Source organism: Prescottella sp. R16, from assembly GCF_030656875.1.
Classification (GTDB): Bacteria; Actinomycetota; Actinomycetes; order Mycobacteriales; family Mycobacteriaceae; genus Prescottella.
Genome location: NZ_CP130943.1, coordinates 1943581 through 1959792 on the forward strand (window position 1 = coordinate 1943581; position 16212 = coordinate 1959792).

General features: G+C 68.2%; 14 protein-coding genes. 13 read left to right on the forward strand and 1 reads right to left on the reverse strand.

Annotation, left to right across the window (positions count from 1 at the left end):
- Positions 1 to 51 precede the first annotated feature (51 nt).
- The 10 genes from thrS (at position 52) to pdxT (ending at position 10285) form a co-directional block, all read left to right on the forward strand.
- A complete protein-coding gene (gene thrS / locus Q5696_RS09225; RefSeq protein WP_305094862.1) occupies positions 52 to 2103 on the forward strand; it encodes a threonine--tRNA ligase in 2052 nt (683 codons plus the stop codon).
- Positions 2100 to 2639, forward strand: coding sequence for an ATP adenylyltransferase (locus Q5696_RS09230; RefSeq protein ID WP_305094863.1), 540 nt, complete (start codon positions 2100 to 2102; stop codon positions 2637 to 2639). Before thrS ends, Q5696_RS09230 begins: the two co-directional genes overlap by 4 nt.
- Before the next feature lie 31 nt (positions 2640 to 2670).
- The gene (gene pgsA / locus Q5696_RS09235) at positions 2671 to 3345 is read left to right on the forward strand and encodes a phosphatidylinositol phosphate synthase (RefSeq protein ID WP_305094864.1); all 675 of its coding nucleotides are present in this window, start codon (positions 2671 to 2673) and stop codon (positions 3343 to 3345) included.
- Positions 3346 to 3353: 8 nt separating this feature from the next.
- Positions 3354 to 4259 (forward strand): phosphatidylinositol mannoside acyltransferase, encoded by a 906-nt coding sequence (locus tag Q5696_RS09240; RefSeq protein WP_305095209.1) that lies wholly within the window; start codon positions 3354 to 3356, stop codon positions 4257 to 4259.
- Positions 4256 to 5383: a glycosyltransferase family 4 protein gene (locus tag Q5696_RS09245; RefSeq protein ID WP_305094865.1), complete on the forward strand. Its 1128-nt coding sequence runs from the start codon at positions 4256 to 4258 to the stop codon at positions 5381 to 5383. The genes Q5696_RS09240 and Q5696_RS09245 overlap by 4 nt, the downstream gene beginning before the upstream one ends.
- Positions 5380 to 6393, forward strand: coding sequence for an NUDIX hydrolase (locus Q5696_RS09250; protein ID WP_305094866.1), 1014 nt, complete (start codon positions 5380 to 5382; stop codon positions 6391 to 6393). Before Q5696_RS09245 ends, Q5696_RS09250 begins: the two co-directional genes overlap by 4 nt.
- A gap of 147 nt (positions 6394 to 6540) precedes the next feature.
- Positions 6541 to 7443 (forward strand): pyridoxal 5'-phosphate synthase lyase subunit PdxS, encoded by a 903-nt coding sequence (gene pdxS / locus Q5696_RS09255; RefSeq protein ID WP_137724451.1) that lies wholly within the window; start codon positions 6541 to 6543, stop codon positions 7441 to 7443.
- Positions 7444 to 7652: 209 nt separating this feature from the next.
- Positions 7653 to 8648, forward strand: coding sequence for an isopenicillin N synthase family dioxygenase (locus tag Q5696_RS09260; RefSeq protein WP_305095210.1), 996 nt, complete (start codon positions 7653 to 7655; stop codon positions 8646 to 8648).
- A 146-nt stretch (positions 8649 to 8794) separates the two neighbouring features.
- On the forward strand, positions 8795 to 9616 hold the full coding sequence (locus Q5696_RS09265) for an acyl-CoA thioesterase (RefSeq protein ID WP_305094867.1): 822 nt from the start codon (positions 8795 to 8797) through the stop codon (positions 9614 to 9616).
- Between the two features lie 63 nt (positions 9617 to 9679).
- Complete coding sequence (gene pdxT, locus Q5696_RS09270; protein WP_305094868.1) at positions 9680 to 10285, forward strand: pyridoxal 5'-phosphate synthase glutaminase subunit PdxT; 606 nt, start codon at positions 9680 to 9682, stop codon at positions 10283 to 10285.
- Between the two features lie 51 nt (positions 10286 to 10336).
- On the opposite strand, the gene Q5696_RS09275 is transcribed toward pdxT, so the two are convergent.
- Positions 10337 to 11377 (reverse strand): alpha/beta hydrolase, encoded by a 1041-nt coding sequence (locus tag Q5696_RS09275; protein ID WP_305094869.1) that lies wholly within the window; start codon positions 11375 to 11377, stop codon positions 10337 to 10339.
- A gap of 299 nt (positions 11378 to 11676) precedes the next feature.
- On the opposite strand from Q5696_RS09275, the gene Q5696_RS09280 reads away from it, so the two are divergent.
- From Q5696_RS09280 to Q5696_RS09290, 3 genes are all read left to right on the forward strand, one after another.
- Entirely contained in the window at positions 11677 to 12429 is a 753-nt protein-coding gene (locus tag Q5696_RS09280) for a YebC/PmpR family DNA-binding transcriptional regulator (protein ID WP_305094870.1), read from the forward strand.
- A gap of 217 nt (positions 12430 to 12646) precedes the next feature.
- Positions 12647 to 14347, forward strand: coding sequence for a 3-ketosteroid-delta-1-dehydrogenase (locus Q5696_RS09285; protein WP_305094871.1), 1701 nt, complete (start codon positions 12647 to 12649; stop codon positions 14345 to 14347).
- 312 nt (positions 14348 to 14659) lie between these two features.
- A complete protein-coding gene (locus tag Q5696_RS09290) occupies positions 14660 to 16168 on the forward strand; it encodes a DUF1254 domain-containing protein (RefSeq protein ID WP_305094872.1) in 1509 nt (502 codons plus the stop codon).
- The last annotated feature ends 44 nt before the right edge of the window (positions 16169 to 16212 follow it).

The window sequence follows — 16212 nt, forward strand, 5'->3', positions numbered from 1 at the left end:
GGGTCGCTCCCGGGACCGGGGGCACACTCTCATACCTAGGAGCGCATCGCCGTGACCACGCCCGCATCCGTTACCCCAGCCGCACGCGTCCGAGTGCCCGCCGGGACTACTGCGGGCACGGCGGTCCGAGAGGCCGGTCTCCCGTCGAAGGGACCCGACACGATCGTCGTCGTCCGGGACGCCGACGGCAACCTCAAGGATCTGTCGTGGACGCCGGAGATCGACGTCGAGGTGGAGGCCGTCGCCGCGAACACCGAGGACGGCCGCAGTGTCATCCGGCACTCGGCCGCGCACGTGCTCGCGCAGGCCGTGCAGCAGGAGTTCCCGGAGGCGAAGCTCGGCATCGGCCCGCCGATCAAGGACGGCTTCTACTACGACTTCCAGGTGGCCGAGCCGTTCACCCCGGAGGATCTGGCCCGTCTCGAGAAGCGGATGAAGAAGATCGTCAAGGAGGCGCAGCGGTTCTCCCGCCGCGTCGTCGAGGACATCGAGGACGCCCGCGTCGAGCTCGCGAACGAGCCGTTCAAGATCGAGCTGATCAGCGACAAGAGCGGTATCGACGATCCCGAGGTGATGGAGGTCGGCGGCAACGAGCTGACGATCTACGACAACCTCAACCCGCGTACCGGTGAGGTGATCTGGAAGGACCTGTGCCGCGGCCCGCACATCCCGACCACCAAGTTCATTCCGGCGTTCAAGATCACGCGCAGTTCGGCGGCGTACTGGCGCGGCAACCAGGAGAACGCGCAGCTGCAGCGCATCTACGGCACCGCGTGGGAGTCCAGCGAGGCCCTCGACGAGCATCTCGAGCTGCTCGCCGAGGCCGAACGCCGCGACCACCGCAAGCTCGGTGCCGAGCTGGACCTGTTCTCGTTCCCCGACGAACTCGGCTCCGGCCTGCCGGTGTTCCACCCCAAGGGCGGCATCATCCGCCAGGAGATGGAGAACTACTCGCGGCAGCGGCACGTCGAGGCCGGCTACGACTTCGTCAACACCCCGCACATCACCAAGGGACACCTGTACGAGGTGTCCGGCCACCTCGACTGGTACCGCGACGGCATGTTCCCGGCGATGCACATCGACGAGGAGCGCAACGAGGACGGCACGGTCCGCAAGCCCGGCCAGGACTACTACCTCAAGCCGATGAACTGCCCGATGCACGACCTGATCTTCCGTTCGCGTGGACGGTCGTACCGGGAGCTGCCGCTGCGCATGTTCGAGTTCGGTTCGGTCTACCGCTACGAGAAGTCGGGCGTCGTGCACGGCCTGACCCGCGTGCGCGGCATGACGCAGGACGACGCGCACATCTTCTGCACCCCCGAGCAGATGCGTGACGAACTGACCAGCGTGCTCCGGTTCATCCTGGACGTGCTCAAGGACTACGGTCTCGACGACTACTACCTCGAGCTGTCGACGAAGAACCCGGACAAGTTCGTCGGCAGCGACGAACTGTGGGAGACCGCGACCGAGACGTTGCGCGAGGTCGGTGAGGCGTCCGGTCTGAACCTGGTGCCGGATCCGGGTGGCGCCGCGTTCTACGGCCCGAAGATCTCGGTGCAGGTGCAGGACGCGCTGGGCCGTAGCTGGCAGATGTCGACCATCCAGCTGGACTTCAATCTGCCCGAGCGGTTCGAACTCGAGTACACCGGCACCGACGGCGCCAAGCATCGTCCGGTGATGATCCACCGCGCGCTGTTCGGGTCGATCGAACGGTTCTTCGGTGTCCTCACCGAGCACTATGCGGGTGCGTTCCCGGCATGGCTCGCACCCGTCCAGGTGGTCGGCATCCCGGTCGCGGAAGCGTTCGAGGACCACCTGTTCGACGTCGTGGCGCAGCTGAAGAAGCTCGGTGTGCGTGCCGAGGTCGACGCCAGCGACGACCGTATGCAGAAGAAGATCCGCAACCACACCACCCAGAAGGTGCCGTTCATGCTCCTCGCGGGCGAGCGGGACGTCGAGGCCGGTGCGGTGAGCTTCCGGTTCCGGGACGGCACGCAGGTCAACGGGGTGCCGGTCACCGAGGCGGTTCGCACGATCGCCGATTGGATCAAGCGCCGCGAGAACGCCTCGCCCACGGCGGAGCTGCTCGGCGGTGCCCAGTGACCGAACACGGCACTCTCGTCGACACCGGCCCCGGAGACCCGGACCGGCTGCAGCGACTGTGGTCACCGCACCGCATGTCGTACATCGCGGAGGCCCCGAAGACCGACACCGCGGACGAGGGGCCGTTCACCGCGATCCCGAAGATGAGCGACGAGGACGGTCTGATCGTCGCGCGCGGCGAACACGTGTACGCGGTGCTCAACCTGTACCCGTACAACCCGGGACATCTGATGGTGGTGCCGTACCGCAGGGTGGCGGCGCTCGAGGACCTGACGCCGGAGGAGAGCTCCGAGCTGATGGCGTTCACGCAGCAGGCGCTCCGTGTCATCAAGCGGGTGTCGAACCCGGACGCGTTCAATGTCGGACTCAATCTCGGTGCGGCAGCGGGTGGTTCGCTCGCCGAGCATCTGCACCAGCACATCGTGCCGCGTTGGGGTGGTGACGCGAACTTCATCACCGTCCTCGGTGGGGTGAAGGTGATGCCGCAGCTGCTCCGCGAGACGCGGGCCCTGCTCGCGGAAGCCTGGAACGAGTGATCCACCGAGTGGCGGGGACGGGGGGAGTGCAGTGCTGAGCTTCTTCGGACGGGCATCGGTGTCGAAGGTGACGGCACCGATGGGGCGGGCCCTGGTGAAGACCGGGCTCACCCCCGATGCGGTGACGATCATCGGCACCGTCGCGAGCATCGCGGGCGCGCTCACCCTCTTCCCGTCCGGGCATCTGTTCTGGGGAACCATGCTGATCTGGTTCTTCGTGATGTTCGACATGCTCGACGGTGCGATGGCCCGGGCCCGCGGTGGCGGCACCCGCTACGGCGCGGTGCTCGACGCGACGTGCGATCGGGTGGCGGACGGTGCAATCTTCGCGGGTCTCGCCTGGTGGGCGGTCTACCACGAGAACAGCAAGTCGCTGCTGGTCGCGACGCTGATCTGCCTGGTGACCTCGCAGGTCATCTCGTATGCGAAGGCCCGTGCCGAAGCCAGCGGCCTGTCCGCCGACGGCGGGCTGATCGAACGCCCGGACCGGCTGATCATCGTGCTGGTGGGTGCCGGTTTCACCGGCATCGCCGGTCACTACGGTATCGGCTGGCTGCACTGGGCGGTGTACGTCGCGATGTGGATCCTCGCGGCCGCGAGCATCGTCACGGTGTTCCAGCGGGTTCTCGCGGTCCGCAACTCCGCCGGGGCCCGTGAACTGCTGCCGATGGCGCCGCCGCCGGGTGCCGCCGGGGAGTCGTCGTGACGTCGCCGGTGTCGTTCTCGGAGCGGCTCACCGATCTCGGCTACGCCACCGGGTGGCGGGTCGTGCGGGCGTTGCCCGAACGGTTCGCCACCGCCCTGTTCGACGCCGGCGCCGACATCGCGGCCCGTCGGAACGGTGGCCCGCAGCAGTTGCGCCGCAACCTGTCCCGCGTGCTGGGGGTGCCGCCCGAACAGGTGCCGGACGAGCTGATCCGGGAGTCGCTGCGGTCGTACGCGCGCTACTGGCGGGAGGCGTTCCGGCTGCCGTCGATGGATCTCGCGGCGATCCGGGTCGCGCTCGACGACGTGATCGTCGGTACCGAGTACCTCGAGGCGGCGATGGCCGACGGCAAGGGGGCCGTCCTGGCGCTGCCGCACAGCGGCAACTGGGACATGGCCGGGGTGTGGTGCGCGCAGACGTGGGGTGGACTGTCCACCGTCGCGGAACGGTTGAAGCCCGAATCGCTGTACCACCGGTTCGTCGCCTACCGGGAGAGCCTGGGCATGGAGATCTTCCCCCTCAGCGGTGGCGAGCAGCCGCCGTTCGGGGAACTCGCGAAACGGCTCCGGGCGAACAAGGTGGTGTGCCTGCTGGGGGAGCGGGACCTGGCGGCGAAGGGGGTGCCGGTCACGTTCTTCGGTGAACCCACCCGGATGCCGGCCGGGCCCGCGAAGCTCGCGATCGAGACCGGGGCGGCGCTGCTGCCCGTGCACTGCTGGTTCACCGGCGACGGCTGGGGCTTCTCCGTAGACCCGCAGATCGACGTGTCCGGCGGGGTCGGACCGGCCACCCAGGCGCTCGCGGACGCGTTCGCGTCGAACATCGCCGCGCACCCGGCGGACTGGCACATGCTGCAGCCGCTGTGGCTCGACGATCTGTCCGACGCCCGCCGTGCCCGCATGGAGGCGCCATGAGGATCGGCATGGTCTGCCCGTACTCGTTCGACGTGCCGGGCGGCGTCCAGGCGCACGTCGTCGAGTTGGCGCAGGTGTTCATCGAACGCGGGCACAAGGTCAGCGTCCTGGCGCCCGCGTCGGAGGGCACCGAGCTGCCGGACTTCGTGGTGTCGGCGGGCCGTGCCGTCGCGATCCCCTACAACGGGTCGGTGGCGCGGCTGACGTTCGGACCGGTGTCGTACGCGCGGACCCGGCGCTGGATCGCCGACGGTGACTTCGACGTCCTGCACATCCACGAACCGAACGCGCCGAGCCTGTCGATGCTCGCCATGAAGATCGCGGAGGGGCCGATCGTCGCGACGTTCCACACGTCGACGACGAAATCGTTGGTGCTCAGTACGTTCCAGGGGGTGCTGCAGCCGTATCTGGAGAAGATCAGCGGACGGATCGCGGTGTCCGAGCTGGCCAGGCGCTGGCAGGTGGAATCGCTCGGCTCGGACGCCGTCGAGATCCCCAACGGGGTCGACGTGCCGGCGTTCGCGAACGCGCAGCCGCTGCCCGGGTATCCGCGGGCCGGTAAGACGGTGCTGTTCCTCGGCCGCTACGACGAACCCCGCAAGGGCATGGCCGTTCTGCTCGGGGCGCTGCCCGCGCTCGTCGAGACGTACCCGGACCTCGAGGTTCTCGTCGTCGGCCGCGGTGACGAGGACAAGCTCCGCAAGGACGCCGGACGGTACGCGAAGCACCTGCGGCTGCTCGGCCAGGTCAGTGACGCGGAGAAGGCGTCGGCGCTGCGCAGTGTCGACGCGTACTGTGCCCCCAACCTCGGGGGCGAGAGTTTCGGCATCGTGCTGGTGGAGGCGATGGCGGCCGGCGCCCCCGTCGTGGCCAGTGAGCTCGACGCGTTCCGTCGGGTGCTGCGCGACGGGACCGCGGGCCTGCTGGTGCCGGTCGGGGATTCGGCGGCGCTGGCGTCCGCACTCGACGCCGTCCTCGGTGACGAGGATCGTCGCCGCGCGCTGACCGACGTCGCGAGTGTCGTGGTGAGCGAATACGACTGGCCGGTGGTCGCCGAGCAGATCCTGCGCGTGTACGAGACGGTCACCGTCGGATCGTCCGGGGTCCGTGAGGTGCGGTCGTGACGTTCTCGGCGACGACGATCCTGATCGTCGCGCTGATCGCCGCGGTCGTCGTGGTGATCGGTGCGTGGGCGTACGCGACGGCGAACCGGCTGGACCGGTTGCACGTGCGGTCGGACCTGTCCTGGCAGGCTCTCGACGCCGCCCTGGCCCGCCGGTCGGTGGTGGTGCGGGCGATCGCGTCGGCGATGAACGGTCCGGTGGAGAGTCGGCGGCTGACGGCCCTCGCCGGGCAGGCCGAACGGGCCGACCGGACGCACCGGGAGACGGCGGAGAACGCGCTGTCGGCGGTGCTCGCGAACATCGACACGCACACCCTGCCGCCGCAGCTGGTGGCGGAACTGGCCGACGCGGAGGCCCGGGTACTGATCGCTCGCCGCTTCCACAACGATGCGGTCCGAGACACCCTCGCGTTGCGGACCCGGCGGCCGGTGCGGTGGCTGCATCTGGGCGGTACCGCGCCGCTGCCCACCTACTTCGAGATCGCCGAACGCACCGAGCCGTCGGGGCTGCAGCCCGACGAGGTACGCACGTCCGCCCGCGTCGTCCTGCTCGACCCGCGCGGTCGGGTCCTGCTGCTGCGCGGGCACGATCCGCAGTCCCCGGACGCGCAGTTCTGGTTCACGGTCGGCGGGGCCGTCGAATCGGGGGAGACGCTGCGGGACGCGGCGGTTCGCGAGATCGCCGAAGAAACGGGCCGGACACTGTCTCCCAGCGACTTGCGCGGGCCGCTGTGGCGGCGGGTCGCGATCTTCCCGTTCGCGGGTGACCTGATCCGCTCCGAGGAACTGTTCTTCGCCGTCCGGACCGACGAGTTCGTCCCGCACGGACGGGGTTTCACCGAACTCGAGCAGCGCACCGTCACCGAGCACCGGTGGTGCACGGCGGCGGAGATCCGGGCGATCCAGCAGGGTGGGGAGCCGGTGTACCCGCAGGATCTGGCCGATCTGCTGGGCGAGGCGAACCTCGTGGTCGTCCGGGTCGAGGACCCCGAGGTCCGGGCGATCCGCTGATGTGACCGACGCCATTGCGGTCCGGATATCCGGCACTGGCTATCGGTGCCGTGGCGGCGTCGTCCTAGAATTGCCCATGCGCTGCGGTGCCGAACGGGTCCGTGCGCACAAGATCATCCCCAGCCGGCGAGAACCCAGGAGATTGCTGTGAGCACCCCCGACACCACCCCCACTACCGGCACGGCGCGCGTCAAGCGGGGCATGGCCGAGATGCTCAAGGGCGGCGTCATCATGGACGTGGTCAACGCGGAGCAGGCCAAGATCGCCGAGGACGCCGGCGCTGTCGCCGTCATGGCACTCGAGCGGGTTCCGGCCGACATCCGCGCCCAGGGCGGTGTCTCGCGCATGTCGGATCCGGACATGATCGACGGCATCATCGAGGCCGTGTCGATCCCGGTCATGGCGAAGGCCCGCATCGGCCACTTCGTCGAGGCGCAGATCCTGCAGTCCCTCGGCGTCGACTACATCGACGAGTCCGAGGTCCTCACCCCGGCCGACTTCGAGAACCACATCGACAAGTTCGCGTTCACGGTGCCGTTCGTGTGTGGCGCCACCAACCTCGGCGAGGCGCTGCGCCGCATCAACGAGGGCGCCGCCATGATCCGCTCGAAGGGTGAGGCCGGTACCGGTGACGTCTCCAACGCCACCACCCACATGCGCAAGATCCGCCAGGAGATCCGCCGCCTGACGTCGCTGCCCGAGGACGAGCTGTACGTCGCCGCGAAGGAACTGCAGGCTCCGTACGACCTGGTCGTCGAGGTCGCCAAGGCCGGCAAGCTTCCCGTCACCCTGTTCACCGCCGGTGGCATCGCCACCCCCGCGGACGCGGCGATGATGATGCAGCTCGGCGCCGAGGGCGTGTTCGTCGGCTCCGGCATCTTCAAGTCCGGCAACCCGGCCGAGCGGGCCGCCGCGATCGTCAAGGCCACCACGTTCCACGACGACCCCGACGTCCTCGCGAAGGTCTCGCGTGGTCTCGGTGAGGCCATGGTCGGCATCAACGTCGACGAGATCCCGCAGCCGCACCGTCTCGCCGAGCGCGGCTGGTAATTCGCGTTCACCAGGACGAACAGGCCCACGCTGCAGAAGTCTGCAGCGTGGGCCTGCACTTTGTCGGCAGTGCCGGCGACGAAGTACCGTGGTCCGAAATGTGGTAGTTGCGTCGGGCTGTTCGCGGTGCGCCCGGGGCAGTGCACGATGCAGTGCCCGATCAGACTTCGGGTGACTGTCGCCCGGCGAAAGGACGAGTTGTGGAACAGGTGCCTTCCGGGCTTCCGATAGTCGACATGGCGCTGCTGAACGGCGATCCCGCCGACCGGTCGGCATTCCAGGAGCAACTCCGTCGGGCGACCCACGAGGTGGGATTCTTCTACCTCGTCGGTCACGGGTTCGACCGTGGCACGACGGACCGGTTGTTCGACAGCGCGCGAGCGTTCTTCGCCCTCCCCGAAGAGGACAAACTCGCGGTCGAAATGCTCGGCAGCCCGCAATTTCGCGGATACACCCGCTTCGGCGGTGAGTACACGCAGGGAAGCATCGACTGGCGCGAGCAGATCGATCTCGCGGCCGAGTACGCACCACTCGGGGACGAGCCCGCATATCTTCGACTCGACGGCCCCAATCAGTGGCCTCGGAACCTGCCCGGATTCCGCGAGATCATGACCGACTGGCAACATCGGTGCAGTGCCCTGGGGCTGCGCCTGATGCGCGAATGGGCGAGTTGCCTCGGTGCCCCGGAGGACATCTTCGACGACGCGTTCGCCGATCGCCCGTCCGCATTGATGAAGCTGGTCAGATATCCGGGCCGCGACAGTGCGGAAGACAAGCAGGGAGTCGGTGCGCACAAAGATCCCGGCGTGCTGACGCTGCTGCTCGTCGAGCCGGGCAAGGGCGGCCTCCAGGTCGAGTATCGAGGCTCCTGGATCGATGTCCCTCCGGTCGCCGATGCGTTCGTCGTCAACATCGGAGAGCTGATGGAATATGCCACGGACGGCTATCTCAAGGCGACGATGCACCGAGTCCAATCGCCCGATCCGGGTACCGAACGTCTGTCCGTGCCCTTCTTCTTCAACCCGGCGCTACCGTCGACGATGCCACTGATCGAGTTGCCGGCCGACCTGCGCGCAGATGCGCCCGGGGTGACGGAGGATCCGAACAACCGGATTTCGGGAACGTTCGGCGAGAACCTCCTCAAGGCGCGCCTTCGCGCCCACCCCGACGTGGCTCAGCGCTACCACGCCGATCTATTGACGTGAGCACGCCCGGTCGTCGACGATCCGGAGGCCGGCTTTCGTGCCGTGGAATAAGGGGCCCTCGTCCAGCGTGTCACTCATCGTGTCAGGCTACCGGTCCGGGGCCGTTGCTAGCCTGAGCGCACGTGCAGCGGAAGGAGTTTCGTGTCATGGCGAAGATCGAGGAGATTCTCGAGCTGGAGCGGCTCGAGAAGGACATCTACCGGGGTATCGCGACCGAGACGCTGTTGCCGCGCACGTTCGGTGGGCAGGTCGCCGGGCAGGCGCTGGTGTCCGCCGTCCGGACCGTCGACGAGGACTTCCACGTCCACTCCCTGCACGGCTACTTCCTGCGGCCCGGCAACCCGGTGATGCCGATCGTGTACCTCGTCGACCGGGTCCGGGACGGCCGCTCGTTCGCGACGCGGCGGGTCACCGCCGTGCAGGACGGGCAGGCGATCTTCACGATGTCGGTGTCGTTCCACGTCTTCGACGACGGCATCGAGCACATGGATGCGATGCCGGACGTGCCCGCACCGGAGGAACTGCCGGATGTGGCGAGCCTCGGCGGTGCGGAGCTGCACTGGGAGTTCCGGGAGTGGGCGGACTGGGATCTGCGTTACGTGCCGGCCGACCGGATCGCCCGCAAACCCGGTGTGCCGGTGCAGCAGCAGGTGTGGTTCCGGTCCCGGGAAGCCCTGCCCGACGACCCGGTGTTCCACATCTGCACGCTCGCGTACATGAGCGACATGACGCTGCTGGCGTCGGCGAGCACCATCCACCCGGACACCCCGATCCAGAGCGCGTCCCTCGACCACGCACTGTGGTTCATGCGCCCGTTCCGGGCCGACGACTGGCTGCTCTACGACCAGACGTCGCCGTCCGCCGGATTCGGCCGGGCCCTCACCGAGGGCCGGATCTTCGATCGTCGGGGCAACCTCGTGGCGGCCGTCGTGCAGGAGGGGCTGACGCGGCTGCTGCGCCGGGACTGACGGGCCGCGGCTGATAGCGTTTCCGTCTGTCAACGGCGTCGAACAGTGCAGGAAACATCTCTCGTGACCAATCAACCGACCATCGGCGTACTCGCTCTGCAGGGCGACGTTCGTGAGCATCTCGCGGCACTCGACTCGTCCGGGGCGCGTGCCGTGAGTGTGCGCCGGCAGGCCGAACTCGAGTCCGTCGACGGACTGGTGATCCCGGGCGGCGAGTCGACGACGATGAGCCGACTGCTCACGGTGTTCGACCTCCTCGAACCTCTGCGCGCCCGCCTGAAGGAGGGCCTGCCCGCGTACGGGTCGTGCGCCGGCATGATCCTGCTCGCGAGCGAAGTCCTCGACACCCGGCCCGACGCGGAACACCTCGACGGACTCGACATCACGGTGCGGCGCAACGCGTTCGGACGTCAGGTCGACTCGTTCGAGGCCGATCTGGACTTCGCGGGCGTCGACGGCGGCCCGGTGCGGTCGGTGTTCATCCGGGCACCGTGGGTCGAGCGGGTCGGCCCGGGCGTCGACGTCCTGGCCCGGGTACCGGAAGGCCCCGCCGCGGGCGCCGTGGTGGCGGTGCGGCAGGGCCCGGTGCTGGCGACGTCGTTCCATCCGGAGGTGACCGGCGATCGTCGCGTCCACGGACTGTTCGTGGACATGGTGCGCGGAAACTGACCCGACGGTGCGGGGAACCGTGGTTCCCCGCACCGGGTCACCGGCGTCCGGTCACCACGCGTTCAGCGTGTTGAGGATCTGGCCGCGGGACTTCCACAACTGCTCCGACCAGTAACCCCACGCGTGCGTGCCGCGCGGCGTGAAGTCGTACGTCGCGGGAATGCCGAGACTGTTCAACCGCACCTCGAACGCCTTGGTGTTGGCCAGGGAGATGGTTTCGAGACCCATCGCGGTGGACGTGTTGAACGAGGTGGTCAGGCCCGCGGAACCGGCCGAACCCATCGAGCCGGTGTCGGACGAGCCGAGTGAACCGAGGAACCAGCCGGGGGTGTCGTACTGGCCGGGCAGGCCGCTGCCGGACGAAATGTACATCGACAGCCCGCGCAGCTTGTCGGCGAACACGAACGGATCGTTGCGCATCCAGGCCGGATCCCACGGCGGGCCCCACATGGCGTCCGAGTTGTAGCGGCCGGCGTCGAGCATCGCGATGCGGATCATTTCGCGCATGCCGGGCGCGGACAGGTTGAGGTATCCGGAGTAGGAACCCGCGAACTTGAACTGGTCGCGGTGGTACGCGGCCAGGGTGAGTGCGGCGGATCCGCCCATCGACAGGCCGGTCACCGCATTGTTGGTGCGGGAGACGCCGCGGGTCTCGAGGTAGGCGGGCAGTTCCTGGGTGAGGAACGTCTCCCACTTGTAGGTGATCTGCTGGCCGTTGAAGTTGCTGGGCCCGTACCAGTCCGAGTAGAAACTCGACTCGCCGCCGACCGGCAGCACGAGGGTGATGTTGTCGTTGCGGAACTGGTCGAACGCGTTGGTCTCGAACGACCACGCATTGCGGTCGTCCCGTGCTCGCATGCCGTCGAGCAGATAGAGCGCCGCGTTGCCGCCGCGGGCCGCCCACTGGATCTGGACCTTGATCGGCCCCATGCTCGAATCGACGAACACCTCCTCGTAGCCACCCCACGGCGAGGCCTGGGCGGTTGCGGGCGTGGCAGCCACCGCGAGCCCGGGCGCCAGCAGGGCTGCCGCTCCGAGTCCGGCCAGCCGCTTCTTCCACCGTTCGGTGAAGCCCGGTCTGTGAGTGCGCATTCGTTCGCCTTTCCCCCAACGATGCCGTCGTCCTCGTCGTCTCACGCCCCCGCGCGGCGGACGTCCCGGCCCCGTCGATCTCGATGTCTCGTCAGTTTCGTCTCTGGAAGGGTGCTCTCGCGGACGGCGAGCGTCCGGAGAACACAACAAGTTCTACCCGATCGTGACCTTTCAGGGGAGTCGTGGATTCGGATTCGGTGTGTGGACAGGTAGGATCGATTTTCCGACATGTGTGCAGTGGTACCGCCGTGGGAGTCGTAGTTTCTGTCACGGCACGCTGCAGAAAGGGGCTCCCACGAATGGCCGGTCACTCCAAATGGGCCACCACCAAGCACAAGAAGGCTGCGCTCGACGCCAAGCGCGGCAAGATGTTCGCGAAGCTGATCAAGAACATCGAGGTGGCAGCTCGTATGGGTGGTGGAGATCCGGCGGGTAACCCCACGCTGTTCGACGCCATCCAGAAGGCCAAGAAGAACTCGGTCCCCAACGACAACATCGAACGGGCCCGCAAGCGTGGTGGCGGCGAGGAAGCCGGCGGCGCCGACTGGCAGACCATCATGTACGAGGGCTACGGCCCCAACGGTGTCGCCGTCCTGATCGAGTGCCTCACCGACAACCGCAACCGTGCAGCCGGCGAGGTCCGGACCGCGATGACCCGCAACGGTGGCAACATGGCCGACCCGGGTTCGGTCTCCTACCTGTTCACCCGCAAGGGCGTTGTGGTGCTGGAGAAGAACGACCGCACCGAGGACGACCTGCTCGAGGTCGTGCTCGAGGCGGGTGCCGAGGAGATCAACGACCTCGGCGACACGTTCGAGGTCGTGTGCGAGGCCGGCGACCTGATCCCGGTGCGGACCGCACTGGTCGACGCCGGTGTCGAATACGAATCGGCCGACCCGGACTTCCGGGCGTCGGTCGAGGTCCCCGTCGACGCCGAGGCCGCCCGCAAGGTGTTCAAGCTGGTCGACGCGCTCGAGGATTGCGACGACGTGCAGAACGTCTACACCAACGTCGACATCTCCGACGAGGTGCTCGCGGAACTCGACGCGTAACGAGACCTCGAGCGGTCCGACCGCCGACGAACTCCCGCCGGGGAACGGGTGACCGTTCCCCGGCGGGAGTTCTGCGTTCCACGGTCGGGCCGGCCGCGCGGACGACCCGCGAGTGACCGATGTCACGAACTCTCCCGCCCGGCGGGACGCGTGATGGCCGCGGCCCGGTCCCTGTCCCTAGCGTTCAGCGCACTATCCCGAGAACAGGAGAGTGCCTGTGAGCAACAGTCGAGAGCCGGCCCCCACACCCGCCCGTGACATCACCGTCGACCTGCTCGTCGTCGGGGCCGGGACGGGAATGGCCGCCGCCCTGACCGCGCACGAACTGGGCTTGTCCACGCTCGTCGTGGAGAAGACGAAGTACGTCGGTGGTTCGACCGCACGATCCGGTGGCGCGTTCTGGATTCCCGCGAATCCGGTTCTGCAGGAAGCCGGTGCCGGCGACACCCTCGAACGCGCCCGCACATACGTTCGTTCGGTGGTCGGAGACTCCGCCCCGGACAGCCGCGGCAGCGCGTTCCTCGACCACGGCGCCGCCACCGTCGAGATGCTGCGGCGCACCACGCCGATGCGGTTCTTCTGGGCCGAGGAGTACTCCGACTACCACCCCGAACTGCCCGGCGGATCGGCGCGGGGCCGCACGTGCGAGTGCCTGCCGTTCGACGCCTCCGTGCTCGGCGCCGAACGTGCCCGGCTCCGCCCCGGCGTGATGGAAGCCCCGGTCCCGATGCCGACGACGGGTGCGGACTACAAGTGGATGAACCTCGTCGCGCGGGTGCCGTCCAAGGGGCTGCCGCGGATCGTCAAGCGGGCTGCACAGGGGATCGGTGGCCTCGCCCTGAAGCGGGAGTACACGGCCGGCGGACAGGCCCTCGCCGCCGGACTGTTCGCCGGCGTGCTCGCCGCGAAGATTCCGGTCTGGACCGAGACGTCCCTGACCGGGCTGGTCACCGACGGGGACACCGTGACCGGTGCGGTCGTCGAGCAGAACGGTCGGGAGGTGACCGTGACGGCCCGGCGGGGCGTGATCCTGTCGACCGGCGGCTTCGACCACGACATGGGCATGCGCCACAAGTTCCAGTCGGAGAACCTTGCCGATCACGAGAGCTTCGGAGCGGAGGGCAATACCGGTGACGGCATCCGGATCGCCCAGCAGGTGGGCGCGGACATCGGGCTCATGGACCAGGCCTGGTGGTTCCCGGCCGTCGCCGCGCTGCCGGGCCGGGACCCTCTGGTCATGTTGGCGGAACGGTCGCTGCCGGGCTCGTTCGTCGTCGACCACACCGGTCGCCGGTTCGTCAACGAGTCCACCGACTACATGTCGTTCGGTCAGCGTCTCCTCGAACGCGAACGTGCCGGGGACCCGGTCGAGTCGATGTGGATCGTCTTCGACCAGGCGTACCGCAACAGCTACATCTTCGCGGCCGGGATCTTCCCTCGCCAGCCGCTGCCGCAGTCCTGGTACGACGCCGGTATCGCCCACCGGGCAGCGGATCCGGTGGCGCTCGCCCGCTCGGCCGGACTGCCCGAGGGGGCGTTCGCGGAGACGTTCCGCCGGTTCAACGAGGCCGCGGCGGCCGGTGTCGACACGGACTTCCGGCGTGGTGCCAGCGCCTACGACCGTTACTACGGTGACCCCACGATCACCCCGAACCCGAACCTGCGTCCGCTGACGAAGGGGTCGTACTACGCGGTGAAGATGACGCTCAGCGATCTCGGCACGTGCGGTGGTGTCCGGGCCGACGAGCGCGGTCGAGTGCTCCGGGAGGACGGGAGCACCGTCGCGGGCCTCTACGCGATCGGCAACACGGCGGCCAACGCCTTCGGGAACACCTACCCGGGTGCCGGCGCGACGATCGGGCAGGGACTCGTCTACGGGTACATCGCGGCCCACGACGCCGCGCGGCGCGCCGACTGACCCGGTCGGCCGGGGGTCGTCCGCAGTGCCGGGAGTCGGCGCCGCGGACGGCCTCGTGGCCGGGTGGCGCCGGCGGACGGTAGTCGGGCGGGCAGTGTTCCGGTGGGTGGAATCTCGTGTGGTGATCGGGTCCCCCGGCCCGCGAGCCTCGTCTAAGACAGCTCGACTTACTCGGTGCTGCGGGACGTACGCGGCGCGACGACGAGGGATGGGCGCCACGGTGGCGACTGCGGACCTGGACGTCGCACACCCGTCGTTTAAGACGCTTTGTATTAATCAAGTGCTCGAATGTGCATGCACAAGGAGGCCTGGATGTACCCGACGAAAAGATCGATCATCGGAATCGCCGCACTGCCGTCCGTTCTCACGCCGATCGGTGGGTGCGGTTCGGCGGCATCCGGCGAAGCACAGGCAGGACCGATCGACTCGGCGCTCTCGGGCGAGGAGGTCGCCGCCCTGACCGAGGAGGCGTTCTACTGGGGCCTGAACATCGCCGGCTACTACGAGTTGCGGTACGTGTACACCCAGCTGGAGGGGCAACCCGCCTACCGGGGTGTCAATCGCATGCAGCCGCAGATGAACCTGTTCGACGCGAAGACCCGGTTCGCCACGACGGTCAACGCGTCGACCCTCTACAGCGGCGGTGCTTTCGACACGTCGGCGGAGCCGATCGTGATCGAGACCCCGGCAGTCACCGACGGCCGGTACTGGAGTCTGCAGGCCGGCGATCAGAACGCGGACTACTTCTTCAAGGCGGGCTCCCAGTTCACCGGCAACGACCCGCAGCGGTACGTGATCGTCGGTCCGTCCTGGCGCGGGGACCTTCCGGCCGGCTTCAAGGGCACCGAGATCATCCGCGCGACCTCCGACTCGTTCACCCTCGCGGTCCGGGTCGCGGTGACGACCCGCGACGACGCCGACATGACCGCCGCGCGGGAAACGGTGGCCGGGGTCCACGCCGCGCCGCTGAGCCTGTGGACCGCGAACGGGGGACGGGTACCGCCGCTGGCCGAGCAGCCCGTCGTCAAGGGCGACTACCGCACCTTCCCCCGCATGGACCAGATCTCCGACATCGGCAAATCGATGACCGCGATCGACTACCTGCAGCTGCTGAGCCTGTCGATCAACGATCCGTCGCTCACCCGACGCACCGACTCGGTCAAGGAAACCGAGACGCTCGAGCGGCTCGCGCGTCTCGGTCTGGAGGAAGGGGTGATCTTCGACCCGGCACAGGTCACCGACGAACAGAAGGCGAGCATCGACGAGGGCTTCGCCCGCGCCCGCACAACCGCCAAGAAGGCGTTCGAAGACACCCAGATCGACATGAACGGGTGGAAGCTGCAGTCGAGCCTGTTCTTCGACGATCTCGACTACGTCGCCAAGGCCGGCGCCGACGACGTCGCGTGGGGGACGCCCGTCCCGTACGACTCCCACACCATCGCATACGTTTTCGACGACAGCGAGGGACGCCCGCTCGACGGGAGGAACAACTACACCCTCACCCTCGACACGAACGACCTGCCGCCCACGACGGAGTTCTGGGAACTGCCGGTCTACGACTCGGCCGGGTACTTCATCGACAACCCCGTCGACCGGTACAGCACGACCAGCGAACTACTGAAAGCAGGCGCCTACTCCGTCGTGGACGGCAAGGTCACCTTCTACCTCCAGCCCGACCCTCCGACCGACCCCGAGCAGGCCCGCAACTGGCTGCCCACCTCACGCGACGACGCATTTCGGCTGGCCGCCCGCTTCTACGGTCCGACCACGGGCCTGATCGACGGCACGTACCCGATGCCCGGAATCGTCCGCGTCCGGTAGCCGGGGTCGCCGACCGACTGCGTGTCGGTACCCGCCCGCGCCCA